The 14,355-nt window shown below is 73.2% G+C and carries 12 protein-coding genes; 6 read left to right on the top strand and 6 right to left on the bottom strand.

Annotated features, from left to right (window positions below):
- Positions 1 to 270, top strand: a 270-nt coding sequence (locus WA788_RS31030) for a GNAT family N-acetyltransferase (protein WP_335983045.1), incomplete at its 5' end; no start/stop codon positions are given.
- Between the two features lie 58 nt (positions 271 to 328).
- On the opposite strand, the gene WA788_RS31025 is transcribed toward WA788_RS31030, so the two are convergent.
- Positions 329 to 1,351, bottom strand: coding sequence for a LacI family DNA-binding transcriptional regulator (locus WA788_RS31025; RefSeq protein WP_335983044.1), 1,023 nt, complete (start codon positions 1,349 to 1,351; stop codon positions 329 to 331).
- Between the two features lie 333 nt (positions 1,352 to 1,684).
- Positions 1,685 to 2,614 (bottom strand): SDR family oxidoreductase, encoded by a 930-nt coding sequence (locus tag WA788_RS31020; RefSeq protein WP_335983042.1) that lies wholly within the window; start codon positions 2,612 to 2,614, stop codon positions 1,685 to 1,687.
- A gap of 215 nt (positions 2,615 to 2,829) precedes the next feature.
- Between WA788_RS31020 and WA788_RS31015 the strand changes: the two genes are divergently transcribed.
- Entirely contained in the window at positions 2,830 to 3,738 is a 909-nt protein-coding gene (locus WA788_RS31015; protein WP_335983040.1) for a helix-turn-helix transcriptional regulator, read from the top strand.
- On the opposite strand, the gene WA788_RS31010 is transcribed toward WA788_RS31015, so the two are convergent.
- Positions 3,707 to 6,763: a glycosyl hydrolase gene (locus WA788_RS31010; RefSeq protein WP_335983038.1), complete on the bottom strand. Its 3,057-nt coding sequence runs from the start codon at positions 6,761 to 6,763 to the stop codon at positions 3,707 to 3,709. The two genes, WA788_RS31015 and WA788_RS31010, sit on opposite strands and share 32 nt — an antisense overlap.
- Positions 6,764 to 7,276: 513 nt before the next feature.
- On the opposite strand from WA788_RS31010, the gene WA788_RS31005 reads away from it, so the two are divergent.
- Both WA788_RS31005 and add read left to right on the top strand, forming a co-directional pair.
- Complete coding sequence (locus WA788_RS31005; RefSeq protein ID WP_335983052.1) at positions 7,277 to 8,359, top strand: protein kinase family protein; 1,083 nt, start codon at positions 7,277 to 7,279, stop codon at positions 8,357 to 8,359.
- 42 nt (positions 8,360 to 8,401) lie between these two features.
- Complete coding sequence (gene add / locus WA788_RS31000; RefSeq protein ID WP_335983036.1) at positions 8,402 to 9,370, top strand: adenosine deaminase; 969 nt, start codon at positions 8,402 to 8,404, stop codon at positions 9,368 to 9,370.
- Positions 9,371 to 9,482: 112 nt separating this feature from the next.
- On the opposite strand, the gene WA788_RS30995 is transcribed toward add, so the two are convergent.
- Both WA788_RS30995 and WA788_RS30990 read right to left on the bottom strand, forming a co-directional pair.
- Positions 9,483 to 10,283 carry a maleylpyruvate isomerase family mycothiol-dependent enzyme gene (locus WA788_RS30995; RefSeq protein WP_335983035.1) on the bottom strand — a complete coding sequence of 267 codons (801 nt, stop codon included), beginning with the start codon at positions 10,281 to 10,283 and terminating at the stop codon, positions 9,483 to 9,485.
- A gap of 203 nt (positions 10,284 to 10,486) precedes the next feature.
- Positions 10,487 to 10,903, bottom strand: coding sequence for a winged helix-turn-helix transcriptional regulator (locus tag WA788_RS30990; protein WP_335983033.1), 417 nt, complete (start codon positions 10,901 to 10,903; stop codon positions 10,487 to 10,489).
- A gap of 121 nt (positions 10,904 to 11,024) precedes the next feature.
- Here WA788_RS30990 and WA788_RS30985 point away from each other — a divergent pair, with 121 nt between their 5' ends.
- A complete protein-coding gene (locus WA788_RS30985) occupies positions 11,025 to 11,954 on the top strand; it encodes an NADP-dependent oxidoreductase (protein ID WP_335983031.1) in 930 nt (309 codons plus the stop codon).
- A 34-nt stretch (positions 11,955 to 11,988) separates the two neighbouring features.
- Here WA788_RS30985 and WA788_RS30980 read toward each other — a convergent pair whose 3' ends face one another.
- Positions 11,989 to 12,858: a helix-turn-helix domain-containing protein gene (locus tag WA788_RS30980; protein ID WP_335983029.1), complete on the bottom strand. Its 870-nt coding sequence runs from the start codon at positions 12,856 to 12,858 to the stop codon at positions 11,989 to 11,991.
- Positions 12,859 to 12,978: 120 nt separating this feature from the next.
- Between WA788_RS30980 and WA788_RS30975 the strand changes: the two genes are divergently transcribed.
- Positions 12,979 to 14,352 (top strand): tetratricopeptide repeat protein, encoded by a 1,374-nt coding sequence (locus WA788_RS30975; RefSeq protein WP_335983027.1) that lies wholly within the window; start codon positions 12,979 to 12,981, stop codon positions 14,350 to 14,352.
- Positions 14,353 to 14,355 lie beyond the last annotated feature (3 nt).

Genomic DNA, 14,355 nt, shown 5'->3' with positions numbered 1-14,355 from the left:
CGAGCCGTAGGCGTGGCCTCGATCGCCTACACCGTCTTCCCGGCCCACCGCCGCCGCGGCATCGCCCCGCGCGCCGTCCGCCTCGTCACCGCCTGGGCCTTCCGCGACCTCGCCCTGACCCGGCTGCTGCTGGAGGCCGACGAGGCGAACACCGCATCGCTCCGGGTCGCCGAGAAGTGCGGCTTCCGCCGCCTCGGCACCCGCACCTCCCCCACTTCCGACGGCACCGTCCCGCGCGGCACCGCGCTCTTCGTCCGCACCGCCGCCTGACGGCCGTCGTGAGCGGCGCGCCACGGCCGTCGGATCGCGCGGACGCCGGCGGCGGGGCTCACCGCACCGGGAGGCTGGAGCCGCGGACCACCAACTCCGGGAGGAGCACCGCGCGTTGGTGCTGGTGCAGGGCGGCGCGGGGGCCGGTCTCCTCCAGGAGGAGTTCCGCGGCCATGCGGCCCATCTCGGCGGCCGGCTGCCGTACGGAGGTCAGGGGGACCACGGCGGCCGCCGCGAACTCGATGTCGTCGTAGCCGACGATCGCCAGGTCGCGCGGGACGGCGATCCCGGCGGCGTAGACGACCTGGAGGACGCCGAGGGCCAGCAGGTCGTTCGCGCAGAAGACCGCGGTGGGGCGCTGCGCGAGGCCCAGCAGGCGGGAGGCGGCGTCGCGGCCGGCGGCGACGTCCAGCCGCTGCGCGGGGATCTCCAGCAGCGCCTCGGGCCCGAGCCCGGCCTCCGCGAGGGCCTGGAGCATGCCGTCCCGGCGGTCCTTGACCTGCTGGAGGTGCGGCGGCCCGCTGATGTACGCGATGGTGCGGTGCCCGGCCGACACCAGGTGGCGGCCGGCGAGCGCGCCCCCGATCGTGTCGTCGACCGACACCGAGCAGCCGTCGTCGGCCTCCCCCGCGCCCCGGTCCACCAGGACGAACGGCACGTTCTGCTGCCGCAGCAGCTCCAGGCTGGCGCCGGTCGGGTCGGCCGGGGTGAGCAGTACCCCGCGCACCCGCTGCTCGGCGAAGAGCGAGATGTACGTCGCCTCCTCGCTGGCGCTCTGCCCGCTGTTGCAGAGCATCACGCCGAGCTCCGCCTCGCGCGCCGCGGACTCCGCGCCGCGCGCGACGTCCACGAAGAACGGGTTGCCCATGTCGAGGACGAGCAGCGCCATGATCCGGCTCTGGCCGGCCCGCAGCTGGCGGGCGGACTCGCTGCGGACGTAGCCGAGCTGCTTGATGACGCTCTGCACGCGGTCCCTGGTCTCCTCCGAGACCAGGTCGGGGCGGTTGATCACATTGGACACCGTGCCCACCGACACGCCGGCCTGCCGCGCCACGTCCTTGATCCCGACCATTCGCACCATGTTCTCCTCAGAGGGGGCTCCGCGCACCGCCGGACCGCAATGTACTGAACGGGTCGGCGATCTCCCCATTGAAACAGTTCACTCGACCTGCCGCTGCGGCGGCCCACTCCACCCACGGGCGCCGTCGCCAACCGGCCCACCGCGCCCTTCCCGTACGGCCCGCGACCGATTGAAACTATTCAACCCGGTCCCCCGACCCTAGGACCGACCTCGGCAGACGTCAACCCTCACCCCCTGACATACACCCCACACCCGCCCGATCCCCCGATTTGATGCTTTCAATACAACCCCGCAGCTGCGCGGGACGGGCGGGCAGGGGGGCGCGGGCCGCCGTCACCGCGCGGGGAAGTCCGTCTCCGGGGCGGTGGCGGCGTTGGCGGCGAGGTCGGCGCGCAGCGCCTCGACCTTCGCGGTGGCGTAGGCGTGCGCGTCGGAGCCCAGCAGCTGGCGCAGCGGTCCGCCGGCGGCGGCCCGGCGGACGATGGCGGCGGCGCCCTCGACCGGGTCGCCGAGCTGGTGGCCCTGGAGTGCGAGGTGCTCCGCGACCATGGTGCGCACCGCCGGGTAGTGCGCGGACACCTCCGCGGGCAGGGCGAGCGAGTCGGTCGTCAGGAAGGACGTGCGGAAGTACCCGGGTTCCACGAGCGCGACCTCGATGCCGAACTCCGCGACCTCGGCGGCCAGCGCCTCGGTCAGGCCCTCCAGCGCGAACTTGCCCGCGCAGTACAGCGCCCAGCCGGGGACCGCGGTGAGGCCGAGCACCGACGAGACGTTGATGACGTGTCCCGCGCGCTGCCCGCGCAGGACCGGCAGCGCCGCGCGCAGGACGTTCCACACGCCGACGATCTGCACGTCGAGCATGGCGCGCACTTCCTTGTCGCCGGTCTCCTCGACCGCGCCCAGGAAGCCGTAGCCGGCGTTGTTGACCACCGTGTCCAGGCGGCCGAAGCGCTCGACGGTCCGGTCGACGGCGTTCTTGACCTGCGCCTCGTCGGTCAGGTCGACCGTCAGCGGCAGTAGCCGGGAGGTGTCGGTGTCCGGGCCCAGGGCGGCGGTGAGCCGGTCGGCGGAGCGGGTGGTGGCCGCCACGCTGCCGCCCAGGGCGAGCAGGTGCCGGACGACTTCCAGGCCCAGGCCGCGGGAGGCGCCGGTGACGAACCAGGTGCCGGGGAAGCCGCGGGGAGCCGTGCCGTCGGAGGAGGCGGAAGCAGTGGCGGGAGCAGTGGCGGGTGAGCTGCTGGAAGAAGAGGTGGAAGTGGTCATGGCGATCCTTCGCGAGGCCGGAGCTGAGGCCGGAGCTGACGGGGGGTGCGGCCGGAGCGGTGGTCCGCGGTCCGGCGCTGCCCTCCACTCTGGTCGCGTGCCACGCCCCTCGCGGCGCCATGATCGGCCCTCTCGCGCCCCGGTCCCGGCTGACTAGGACGCACCGACCCAGGTAAGGCGCCCGGCGCCCGCGGGGGGTCGTCCACACTGGAGGCATGGCCGCCACCACCAACCGCGAACTCGCCGACTTCCTCCGGCGCGCCCGCGCCCAGTGCGACCCGGCGCGGGCCGGGCTGCCGCCGGACGGCCGGGTCCGGCGCGTCCCGGGCCTGCGGCGCGAGGAGGTCGCCCGGCTGGCCGGGGTCTCCGCGGACTACTACGCCCGGCTCGAACAGGGCCGCCGGATCACCCCCTCCCCCGCCGTCGTCGAGGCGGTCGGCCAGGCGCTCGGGCTCGACGCCGCCGGGCGGGCGCACCTGGCCGACCTGATCGGCACCACCGCCGGCCCCGTACGCATCCGCCCGCCCGGCGTGCAGCGCCTGCGGCCGGGCGTCCACCAGCTGCTGGACTCGCTGGACGGCGGCGCCCCGGCCCTCGCGCTGGGCCGCCGCGCCGACGTCCTCGGGGCGAACCGGCTGGCCCGGGCGCTGTTCGCGGACTTCGACGCCCTTCCGGCCGCGGAGCGCAACTACGCCCGCTGGCTGTTCCTCGACCCAGGCGCCCGGGCCCTCTTCCTGGACTGGGAGGTGCAGGCCCGGGCGGCGGTGGAGAGCCTGCGGCTGGACGCCGGCCGCGACCAGGGCGACCCGGCCGCGCGGCGGCTCGTCGCGGAACTGCGGGAGCGCAGCGGCGACTTCGACCGGTGGTGGCGCAGCCACCGCGTGCACCAGCGCACCCACGGGTCGAAGCGCCTGCGCCACCGGCTCGTCGGCGACCTCACCGTCGAGTACGAGACGCTCACCCTGCCCGGCGACAGCGAGACGGTGCTGTACCTCTACACCGCCGCCGCCGGATCGTCCTCCCGCCGGGCGCTGGACCTGCTCGCCTCCTGGGCTCCCGAAGCCGGCGCCGGGCGGGAAAACGTCCGCGTCCTCAGGCCAGGGGCGCCTGACCGTACGGCGTGAGGCGGACCGGGCCGATCAGGCCGTAGGGCTGCGCGGCCATCGTGCCGTAGACCGAGGGGTCGCAGACGCGCAGGCGGTTGCCGAGGGTGGTGGCGACCTCCACCTCGATGGTGTTGTCGCCGCGCCGCAGGCAGCCGCCGAGGTCGACGACGGGGTGGAGGTGGTCGACGGGCGGGAGGGCGCGGCCGTTGACGGTCACCCGGCAGGTGTCGTAGACGGTGCCGAGGTCGAGGTAGGCGCCGTAGCCGCCGGTCCAGGGGCCGTCGAGGTGCACGGTGGTGCGGTAGGTGCCGATCCCGGAGGCGTCGGCGATGTCCGGCAGGGTGGGCCAGGCGGCGAGGGCGTCCAGGGACAGGTGGTGGCGGACGACCGAGGTGGTGGTGGCGGTGGCGCCGGGCTGCCAGTCCTCGACGTCGAGGTCCCACTGCGTCAGCGTCGTCGGCTGCGGTATCCCGCTCAGGGTGGTGTGCACCGTGCCGCCCTTGGACAGCGCGGTGGTGTAGCGGCCATCGGCGGTCGCGCGCACCACGAGCTGCCCGTCCGCGAAGAGCGCTTCCTGCGCGTCGGTGGTGACCGCGTGCGGGTCCTTGGCGTTGCGGTCGCCGAACAGCCCGGGCGCCCCGACCGCCACCACCATCGTCTCGCCGGGCTGGAGGGCCACGCGGAAGGTCACCGCGCCGTCCTTCCCCTCGGTGTACTGCCCGATGCGGGTGATCTCGCCGGTCCACAGGTCCAGCAGGTAGGGCACGTCGCCGGTGCGCTGCCGCGGCAGGGTCACGTCGTGGTCGATGGCGGCGACCGGCGGCTTGACGGTCTCGGCGTGCTTGCCGTTGCAGAAGTAGTAGTAGTCCACGCCGCCTGCGTACCGGTGGGCGTTGAGCAGCGTGGAGCTCGCGCCGTAGGAGACGTACGGGGTGATGCCGAGGTCGGCGAGCGCGGTCGGGATCTGGGTGAGGTCGCTGAGCACGCGCACCCGCGGCTGGGCGAGCAGTTGCGCCATGACCGCGGCCAGGCGGGCGTTCTGGCCGCCGGGGTCGACGCCGGGGATGCTCGGGGCGGACCAGTCGCCGAGCAGGATGATCGGCAGTCCGGCCTTGGTGAAGGCGAGGAACTTCTCGGCGGTGGCGACGGACAGGGTGATGTCCATGCTGGAGAAGCGGTCGCCCTCGACGAAGACCGCCTGGTAGGCGGCGCCGTTCGCGGCGAGCTTGCCGCCGGTGACCTTGGCCGCGGGCAGGCTGAGCAGCGGTTCGCTGATGAAGGAGTGGTTCCAGCCGAGGGTGATGCCGGTCGCGGTGAACCAGGAGGTGCCGATGCCGGTGTCGGCGTAGCCGGTCTGCCGGAAGACGGCGACGTCGATGCGCGGCTTCCCGCTCTGGAGCACCTGGTGGATGCGCGAGAGGTAGCCGGACATGTCGGCGATGTGGCGCCAGGTCGGGTGCCGCGGCCCCCAGGACTCGGCGTAGCCGACGGCGCCCTTGTACGGGGTGAAGGCCGCGTAGCCGGGCCACTGCACGCCGGGCAGTTCCGCGTAGGAGAAGCCGTGGATGACCGTCTGGTTGACGCCCGCGGCGTACGCGCCACCCATGGTGAGCAGGAACTTCTGCCAGGTGGTGCTGTAGGCGCCGCCGGTGTAGGCGCCCGACTCGCAGGACAGGATGGTGGTGCCGGCCATGTCCCGGCCGCCGGTGAGGCTGCGGTAGTCGTCCAGGTTGTGGAAGCCCAGCGACTCGCCCTCGGGGATGTCGAGGATCGCGGCGGTGTACGTCGCGTCGGTCTGGAGGCCGTACGGCTGGGCGCGCAGCTTCAGGCCGAGGGCGTTGGCCCACTTCTTCACGGCCGTGGCGTGGTGCTCGTTGTACAGCTCGGACAGCGTCTGCCAGTAGTCGTGGCTGACCTCGCGGGTCAGCCGGGCGACGAACGTGTACGCCTGGTTGCCGCCGCTGACGAGCAGGGTCGGCAGGTAGGGCAGCAGGTCGTAGCCGCGGCGGCGGGCGAACTCCGCCAGCACGTCGGGCGTCCACAGCAGGGACTTGCTCTCCAGCTCGATGGAGTCCTCGAACAGGGCGCCGCCGGCCTTGGCGATGAGCCGCCGCACCGGCTTCGTGAGCAGGTCCGACTCCCAGAAGTCGGTGATCGCGTGGGTGCCGGCGGGGCTGAAGTGGTCCACGACGTAGGCGGCGGGCACGGTGTGCGGGCCGGCTTCCGGGGTCTGGCCGACGCCGCGCTGCCAGTACGCGAGCAGCAGGTAGGTGCCGTCGGCGGGCGCGGTCCAGGAGATCCGCGCGCCGACGGCCGCGTCGCTGGACGTCCAGGTCCGGGAGCCGGTGACGCCGGCGGTCAGGTCGGTCACCGAGTCCGCGTCCAGACCGGTGAGCTTGGTGGTGCTGTAGGCGGTGTCCACGCGTACGGCCTGGACGGCGACGAGCGTCTGCCGCGTCACCGTGCTCGCGGCGGCGGCCGCCGGGGCCGGTACGGTCCCGGTGTACGTGGCGCCCGCGGCCACGGACACCACGCCGTGGGCGAGTTCCTTGAGCGCGCCGTCGCTGTCCGGGGTGATGGTGGGGACGGCCGCCGGCCAGGCGGGGCCGATGGTGATGTCGACGGTCATGCCGCGCTTGTCGGCCTGCTCCAGGGCCGCTTCGACGCCCGCGATCCAGGAGGGGCTGCCCCAGCCGTGGTGCGCGGTGTCGAGTACGGACGTGTCGTCGACGCTGTGGTGCACCGCGGAGATCTCGACGCCGCCGAAGCCCGCGTCCGCGATCTGGTCGATCTCCCGGCGCAGTTCGGCCGGGTCGACCAGGCCGTCCGGCCACCACCAGCGGAACTTCGGCTGGAGCGGGCGGGCGGGGGCGGCCAGCCAGTCCGCCTTGCCGGTGCCCTTCGCGGCGGCGGACGCGGCGGCGTTCGCGTCGGCGTGGGGGTTGGCGCCGGTGCTCGCCCCTGAACTCGCCTGCGCGGCGCCCGCCGCCGCGCCCCACGCCAGCGCGGTCATCGCGCCCGTCGCCGCGCCGGCCTGCAACACGCGTCGCCGGGTGAGCCGATCCGTACCCGCTTGTCCCGCGTGCCCCGCCTGCGCTGCCTGCGCTGCCTGTTCCGGCTGACCTGCCCGCCCCGGCTGCTCCTGAACGCCCACGGCTACCCCTCTTCCTCGCGCCCCGCCAACGATGAATCGATTTAATTCCGACCGGACCGTATGGCCGCACTCCGCCCACGTCAATGCCATGAACAGCCTGAATGCGCGTCAGGACGATCTTTTTGCGCACCGATGGGCATTGAAACCCTTCAATTGGCGACTCCTGAGACGCATGTGACCCCCGCGCGCCCGGGCGGCCCGCCGGCATGGACCGACCCTCGGCCGGGTCCGCTGCCGCCGCGGAGGCGCCCGCCAGGAACGCGGAGCCGACCGCTCACGGCTCCCGACGTGAGAGGGGCGCCCGACGTGAGAGGGTGGCGAGGGCGCCTGCTCGGGTGTGCGCCGAACGTCCGCTGCCGTGGACGCGCGCGGGGCGGGCGCCGGACGGGAGGCACCATGACCATGCACCGCCCCGACATGTCCCGCGCCGCGCGCCTGGCCGCCCACGGCGCCGTCGCCACCTCGCTCGCGCTGTGCGGCGAGGCCGGGCTGCGTGAACTGCTGGCCGCCGCCACCCCGCTGGGCTCGGGCATCGGCGGGAAGACCCTGCTGCTGGAGGTCGAGGGAACCCCCGTCTTCGTCAAGCAGGTCCGCCTGACCGACCTGGAGCGCCGCCCGGAGCACGTCCACTCCACGGCCAACCTGTTCGGCGTCCCTTCCTGCTGCCAGTACGGCATCGGATGCGGCCCGGGCGTCAGCGCCTGGCGGGAGTTGGCCGTCCACACGATGACCACGAACTGGGTGATCGCCGGGGCGCACGAGGGCTTCCCCCTCACATACCACTGGCGGGTGCTGACGGACTCCGGCCGGCCGCTACCCGACGAACTGGCCGACGTCGAAGGCACCGTCGGCTACTGGGGCGGCGATGCAGGAGTACGCCGCCGGATCACGGCGCTCCAGCAGTCGACGGCAAGCCTCACGCTCTTCCTGGAGTACATCCCGCACACCCTCCACGACTGGCTCGTCGCCCAGTTCGCGGCCGGCGACGAAGCGGCCGGGCGCGCCTGCGCCATGGTGGACCGCGAACTGGAGGCCGCCACCTCCTTCATGACCACCCGCGGGCTGCTCCACTTCGACGCCCACTTCCACAACGTCCTCACCGACGGCCGCCGCCTGTACTTCGCCGACTACGGCCTCGCGCTCTCCACCCGCTTCGACCTCACGCCGGGCGAGCGCGGCTTCCACGAGCGCCACCGCGGCTACGACCGCTCCTACACCGCCTCCTACTTCGTCCACTGGCTGGTCAACGCGCTCTACGGCCACCCCCACGGAAGCCCCGAGCGCCACGCCCTGGTCCGCGCCTACGCGGAGGGCCGCCACCACCCCACCGGCATCCCGGCACCCGCAGCGGCCCTCCTCACCCGCGACGCCTCCCTCTCCCTGACGATGTGGCAGTTCCTCCACCAGCTGCAACACGAAGACCCCCGAACCCCGTACCCTTTTGACGCGCTTCGCCACACCGCACCATCAGCCAATCCCCTGTGACACGGCGCCCCGGCCCCGCACTGCTCCCGTTAAGCTGCTGCGATGAGCACCGCCGACGTCGACTCGGCCTTCGTCCGTTCGCTGCCGAAGGCCGAGCTCCACGTACACCTCGAGGGCACCCTCGAGCCCGCCACCGCGTTGGCGTGTGCTCGTCGCAACGGGGTGAGCCTGCCGTGGGGCAGCGAGGAGGAGCTGCGGGCGGCATACGACTTCGCGGACCTGCCGGCCTTCCTCGAGGTGCTCTTCCGGGTGGCCGGCACCCTGCGGCAGCGGCAGGACTTCTACGACCTCGCGATGGACTACCTGCGCCACGCGCACGCCGACGGCGTCACCCGGGCGGAGGTCTTCGTGGGGTCCCAGACCTTCCTCGACGCCGGCGTTCCGATCGAGGTCGTCCTCGACGGCGTGCTCTCCGCTTTCCGCGAAGCCGGCGAGGAATGGGGCATCGACGCCCGGCTGATCTGCACCGCGCAGCGCCACCGGGAGGAGTCCACCGCCCTGGAGCTGCTCGACGTGATCGAGCCGTGGCGCGAGCAGGTCATCGGCATCGGGATGGGCTCCGCAGAGCGGGGCAACCCGCCCTCGAAGTTCGCGCGCTTCTTCGCCGAGGCCCAGCGCCGCGGCTACCGGACCACGATCCACGCCGGCGAGGACGCGCCCGCTTCGTACGTCGTCGAAGCGTTGGCACTCGGGGTGGACCGGATCGATCACGGTGTGGCCGTGGCCGATGACCCGGTGCTCGTCCGCCGGGTGGCCGACCTCGGCATACCGCTGACCATGTGCCCGCTGTCCAACGTCGCGCTCAAGGTGGTGCCGACCCTTGCCGCCCACCCGCTCAAGCGCCTGCTCGACGCCGGTGCGGCAGTCACCCTCAACTCCGACGACCCGCCGTTCTTCGGTGGCTACGTCGCCGACAACTACGTGGCGAGCGCCGCCGGCCTGGGCCTGACCCGGGCGGAACTCGCCCGGCTGGCCGAGAACTCACTGGCCGCCTGCTGGTCGCCGCGCTGACCGGATGACTCCTCGGGCCGCCGAAGCGTAACGGGGGCGGCAGCGCACCGTCGCCCGGGTGGCCGGAGGCGGGCTACTCGGCGGGGAAGAGACGGCGCGCCGTCATGGGCCGCTACTCCGGGTCCCAGGCCACCAACTGGTCGAAGACACCCCGGTCGCCGTCGAGTTCCAGAGAGTCCAGCGGAACGCGGCCGTAGAAGGCGAGGACCAGCTCGCCGGCCGCACCTTCGGCGGAGGCGTCAGCCGTCTCCGGTGCCTCGCGGGTGGCGGCAGCCTCAGGTGCGCCGGGGGCGGGCAGGCGGGCGGCCCGTGCGCCGTCTCCGGAGAGCCAGTTGCGCCAGGAGCGGCCCCCGGTGGCGTGGTAGTCGACGACGGCGGGCTCGTGCGGCCATGCCACCGTCGTGGTGCAGAGGGTGAAGAGGAACTCCTCGACGCCGTCGAGGGCCACGTCTTCCGGCAGCGGCTCGGGGGCACCCACGGTCAGCTGGGCGTCGTAGGCGTGCACCGCGATCTCGTGGAGCTGGTGCCGGGCGACGGCACCGCATGTCCGCGGCGACTGGGACGTGCCCCACCACACCCAGCAACCGCGGTCCGGACCGGCCGCCCGCAGCGCGTCCAGCAGCAGTTGCGTCGACTCCGCCAGCCAGCGCAGCAGGGCCTCGCGCTCCCGTGGCGCGGTCGCGTCGCCCTGGGGCGCTGCGACCTTGGCAGTGGCGTCGGGCCCCGCGGCAACAGTGGCGGCCCAGGCGCGGCGCCCCTCGCCCAGGTGCTGCACCAAGTCGGAGAGCGTCCAGTCGGGGCAGGTCGGCACCCGCACGTCGAGGTCGGGCGCGGAAGCGATCGCGGCACGGAAGGCGGCCGACCGCTCGTCGATCAGCCGCAGCAGATCGGGGAAGTCCAGGGTCTCTTGCACGCCGGATGTCTATCACCCCGCTCCGGAGGACGGACACCGGTTTCTCCGCCTCCGCCTCCGCAGCGTCCACCCGCCAGGCCCACGCGCACCGCTGACCGGGTCCGCACGGCTGCCTCCGTCGTCGACGACCGGCTCGCCCTGGACCCTTTGCCGGATACGGCAACGCCGCCCGGTCCGATGCGCGCGGGCGGGCGGCGCGGGGTTCAGGCGGTGCGGGCTTGCGGTCCGGGCTCGGCGTCGGGGCCATCGGGGCCACCGGGGGCATCAGAGGCGTCGAGCGCGTCGAGGACCGCCTCGCCGTTGTCCCTCGCCCACTCCGTCAGCGCGTGGATCGGTCCGATGAGTGTCGCCCCGAGCGGCGTCAGCTCGTACTCCACGCGCGGCGGCACCTCGGCGTAGGCGTGGCGGCGGACGAGGCCGTGCGCGGCGAGCCGTCGAAGCGTCTGGGTGAGCATCTTGCGGGAGATCCCGCCGATCAGGTCGACCAGCTCGCCGTGCCGCACCGGGCCCTTGCTGAGGCCCGCGAGCACCACGACCGTCCACTTGTCGGCGATCAGCTCGACCGCCATGCGCGCAGGGCAGTCGGCGAGGAAGGGGTCGCCGGGACCGAAACCGCTCATGGGGCCAAAGGTACCCGCGGGTTCCTGTCAGCCGCTTAGCGTGGGTGTCCTTCCCCCGCACGTCCCCTCCCCTCCCCTCCCCCTCTTTGGTTCCCCCTTCCCTCCGCACACCAGGAGCGTCATGCGCGTCATCACCCAGCACCAACTCGGCGGCCCCGAGGTACTCACGATCGTGGACGCGCCCGAGCCGCGGCCGCTGCCGACCGAAGTCCTCGTCCGCGTCCGGGCGATCGGCCTCAACCCGCTGGAGGCGCGCCTGCGGGCCGGCGAGTTCCCGTTGATGGGCCCGCCCCCGTTCGTCCTCGGCTGGGACATCAGCGGCGTGGTCGAGGACGCGCCGCAGACGTGGCGGTTCCGGCCGGGCGACGAGGTGTTCGGGATGCCGCTGTTCCCGCGCGCGGCGAACGCGTACGCCGAGGTGGTGGCGGCGCCCGCGCTGCACCTGGCCCGCAAGCCCGCCTCGCTGTCGTACGTGGAGGCGGCGGCGCTGCCGATCGTCGGGCTGACGGCGTGGCAGGCCCTGGTCGACCTCGCCGGTGTGGCCGAGGGCGACCGCGTCCTGGTGCACGGCGGCGGTGGCGGGGTCGGCCACGTCGCGATCCAGCTCGCGAAGGCGCTCGGCGCTCACGTGATCACGACCGCAGGTGCCGGCAAGCGCGCGTTCGTCGAGGGGTTCGGGGCCGACGAGGTGATCGACTACACCGCGGTCGACTTCACCCGCGCGGTCCGCGACGTCGACGTCGTCCTCGACACGATCGGCGGTGACACGGCCGAACGGTCGCTCGCCGTGCTGCGCCCGGGCGGCCACCTGGTGACGGCGGTCGCCGAGGACGACCCGGGGCTCGCCGCACGCTACGAGGCGGCCGGCATGCGCTTCAGCGGCGTCGCGGTCGACCCCGACCCGGTCGGGCTGCGCGGGCTCGTCGCGCTCGTCGAGCAGGGCCGGCTCCGGGTCCACGTGCAGGAGACGTTCCCCTTCGCCCGCGTCGCCGACGCGCACCGGCTGCTCGACGGCGGCCACCTGCGGGGCAAGCTCGTCCTGACATTGTGAGCCCTCCGCCGTGCGGCCGCCGTGCCCGCGCCGCTCATGACGCCTCGGAGCCGGTCAGCAGCGCGTCCTCGGTCCGCTCGCCGAGCAGGGCACGCAGGAACACCAGCGACTCCGCGGGGGTGAGGGCGGTGTCGCGCAGTACGTCGTAGGCCAGGCGCAAGGGCTCGACGTCGTCCGGGTCCTCGGTCAGGTGGCCGTTCCAACTCCCCTGCACGAACGCCACGGTGGGCGCGTCGCGGAAGTAGACCAGTTCCAGCGGACCGCGGATGCGGTGCGGCCCGGTCCCGAACGGCACCACCTGCACGCAGACGCCCGGGCGTTGGGCCGCGTCAACGAGGTGCGCCACCTGCCCGGTCCACGTCTTCGGGTCGCGCGCCCCACGCCGCAGCGCACCCTCGTCGATCAACGCCCGGTAGTGCAGCGGGTTTCGGCCGGCCAGCCGCTCCTGCCGGCCGATCCGGGCCGCGACCTCCGCCTCCACCTGCTCCTCGCCCACGTGCGCCGCGTGCACTTGCTCCCGCGCGTACGCGGGGGTCTGGAGCAGGTCGGGGACGGCGCCGACCGCGTACTCCTGGATGCTCACCGCGTCCCGCTCCAACGGCTCGATCCCCGGCAGCAGCCGGTCCTTCGTCTCCCGCCGCGCCAGATGCCACAGCCGCACCAGCAGGTCCCCGGTCCCGTAGACCTTGTCCAGCGCGGCGGCCGCCTCCACCGTCCCGAGCCGCTGCCCCCGCTCCAGCCTGTGCAGATACGACTGCTCGTAGAGGCAGAGCGCCGCGAGCTCCACCAGCGTCATCCCCGACTCCCGCCGCCGGTACGCCAGTTCCCCGGCGTACCACTCCCGCGCCGAAAAACACCTCCGCCCGCCGACGCCCCGGCCGCCCGTGCTGCCCCCGTCGCCCATACGGATTCCCCTTCCACCGTGTCGTTCGCTTTGCTCTAGGCAACCGGGCCGTCACGCAGGGCGCTACCGTTGGCGAAACGGGCACAGTTAAGAGCGTTAAGCGCACAGCGAGGCACGGACATGGACGACCGGCAGCCGAACGACGGCCTCAAGGGGCTGTACAACGCCACGGGTTGGACGCTGCGGCAGTTCGCCCAGGAGGTCAACAAGGTCGCCACGGAGCGCGGAAGGCCCACGCACTACCAACGGCCCTCGATGCACCAGTGGTTGGACGGGCACCTGCCCAAGGCCGAGGTCCGTCCCCTCATCCTGGAGGCGCTCGCCCGCCGGCTCCAACGCCCGGTCACCCACGCGGAGGCGGGCTTCCCCGCACCCGCACCCGTATTCGCACCCGCGCACGGCAGCCGCGAAGCCAGTACGGTGGAGGGTCTACTCGACCTGGGCAGGCAGGACATGGACCCCTCGCGTCGCAGCGTCATCGGAGCCTCGCTCTTCTCCGCGGCCCTCGCCATCCCCGGCTGGCAGGACGTGGTCGGCCGGATGGAGGCCGTACGGTCGGGCGGGGCGCAGCGGATCGGAACGGCCGAAGTCGACTCCGTGGTCGCCGTGACAGACCGTCTTTCCGATCTGGACGACCAGTTCGGCGGACGGTACGCGCGACCGATGGCCGCGGCCTTCCTGGTGAACGTCGTCGCCCCCTATTTGAAGGCGAGCGCGCCCGAAGACGTACGGAGGGCGATGATGTCCGCCGCTTCGTTCCTCTGCTACCTGACGGGCTGGATGGCCGTGGACGAAGGGCTGCACGGCGTCGCCCAGCAGTACTACGTGAAAGGTCTGGAGCTGGCGGGCGCCAGCCATGACCACCTGACCTACTGTCACATCATGCGCGGCATGTCCGTGCAGTCCGTGGACCTCCGGCACGGCCCGACGGCTGTGAAGTGGGCGGATGCGGCAAGCGAGGCGTCACCCGCGGCCGGGCCGAGGATGGCCGCCTTCATGTCGGGCCAGCAGGCCCATTCCTACGCCGTCGCCGGCGAGCGCCACAACGCGCTCAGCAGCATCCGGAAGACCGAGGTCTCCATGAGCAGGGCTGACAGTCAGGCCCGGACCTTCGGCGGTTACAGCGCCGCCACGCTCGCCTATCACACCGCGCAGGTCAGGTACGAACTCGGCGACGTGGCAGGCAGCGTCGAATCGCTCCAACTGCACTTCCGCCTGCGCGAGCCCACGAACGAATCCCACCGCAGCGGCATGCGCTTCACCTCGATGCTGGCCGAGCGGCAGTTGGCCCTCGGGCACCTGGACGCGGCGTGCGCCACCTGGCACGGGGTCCTCGACGACTACCCGTCGATCCAGTCCGGGCAAGTGGACAAGCACGTCAGGGAAATGGCCCGGCTCATCCGCCCCCACACCAGGAACCCGACCGCGCGGGACCTCCACGAAAGGGCCCGCCTCGTCGCCCCCGCCCTCTTCGACGGGACGCGGCCTCGTTAGCGC

It is taken from the genome of Streptomyces sp. CA2R106 (genome assembly GCF_037034245.1).
Lineage (GTDB): Bacteria > Actinomycetota > Actinomycetes > Streptomycetales > Streptomycetaceae > Actinacidiphila.
The sequence above is the reverse complement of the archived record's forward strand: the minus strand, read 5'-3'. Positions and strand labels throughout refer to the sequence as shown.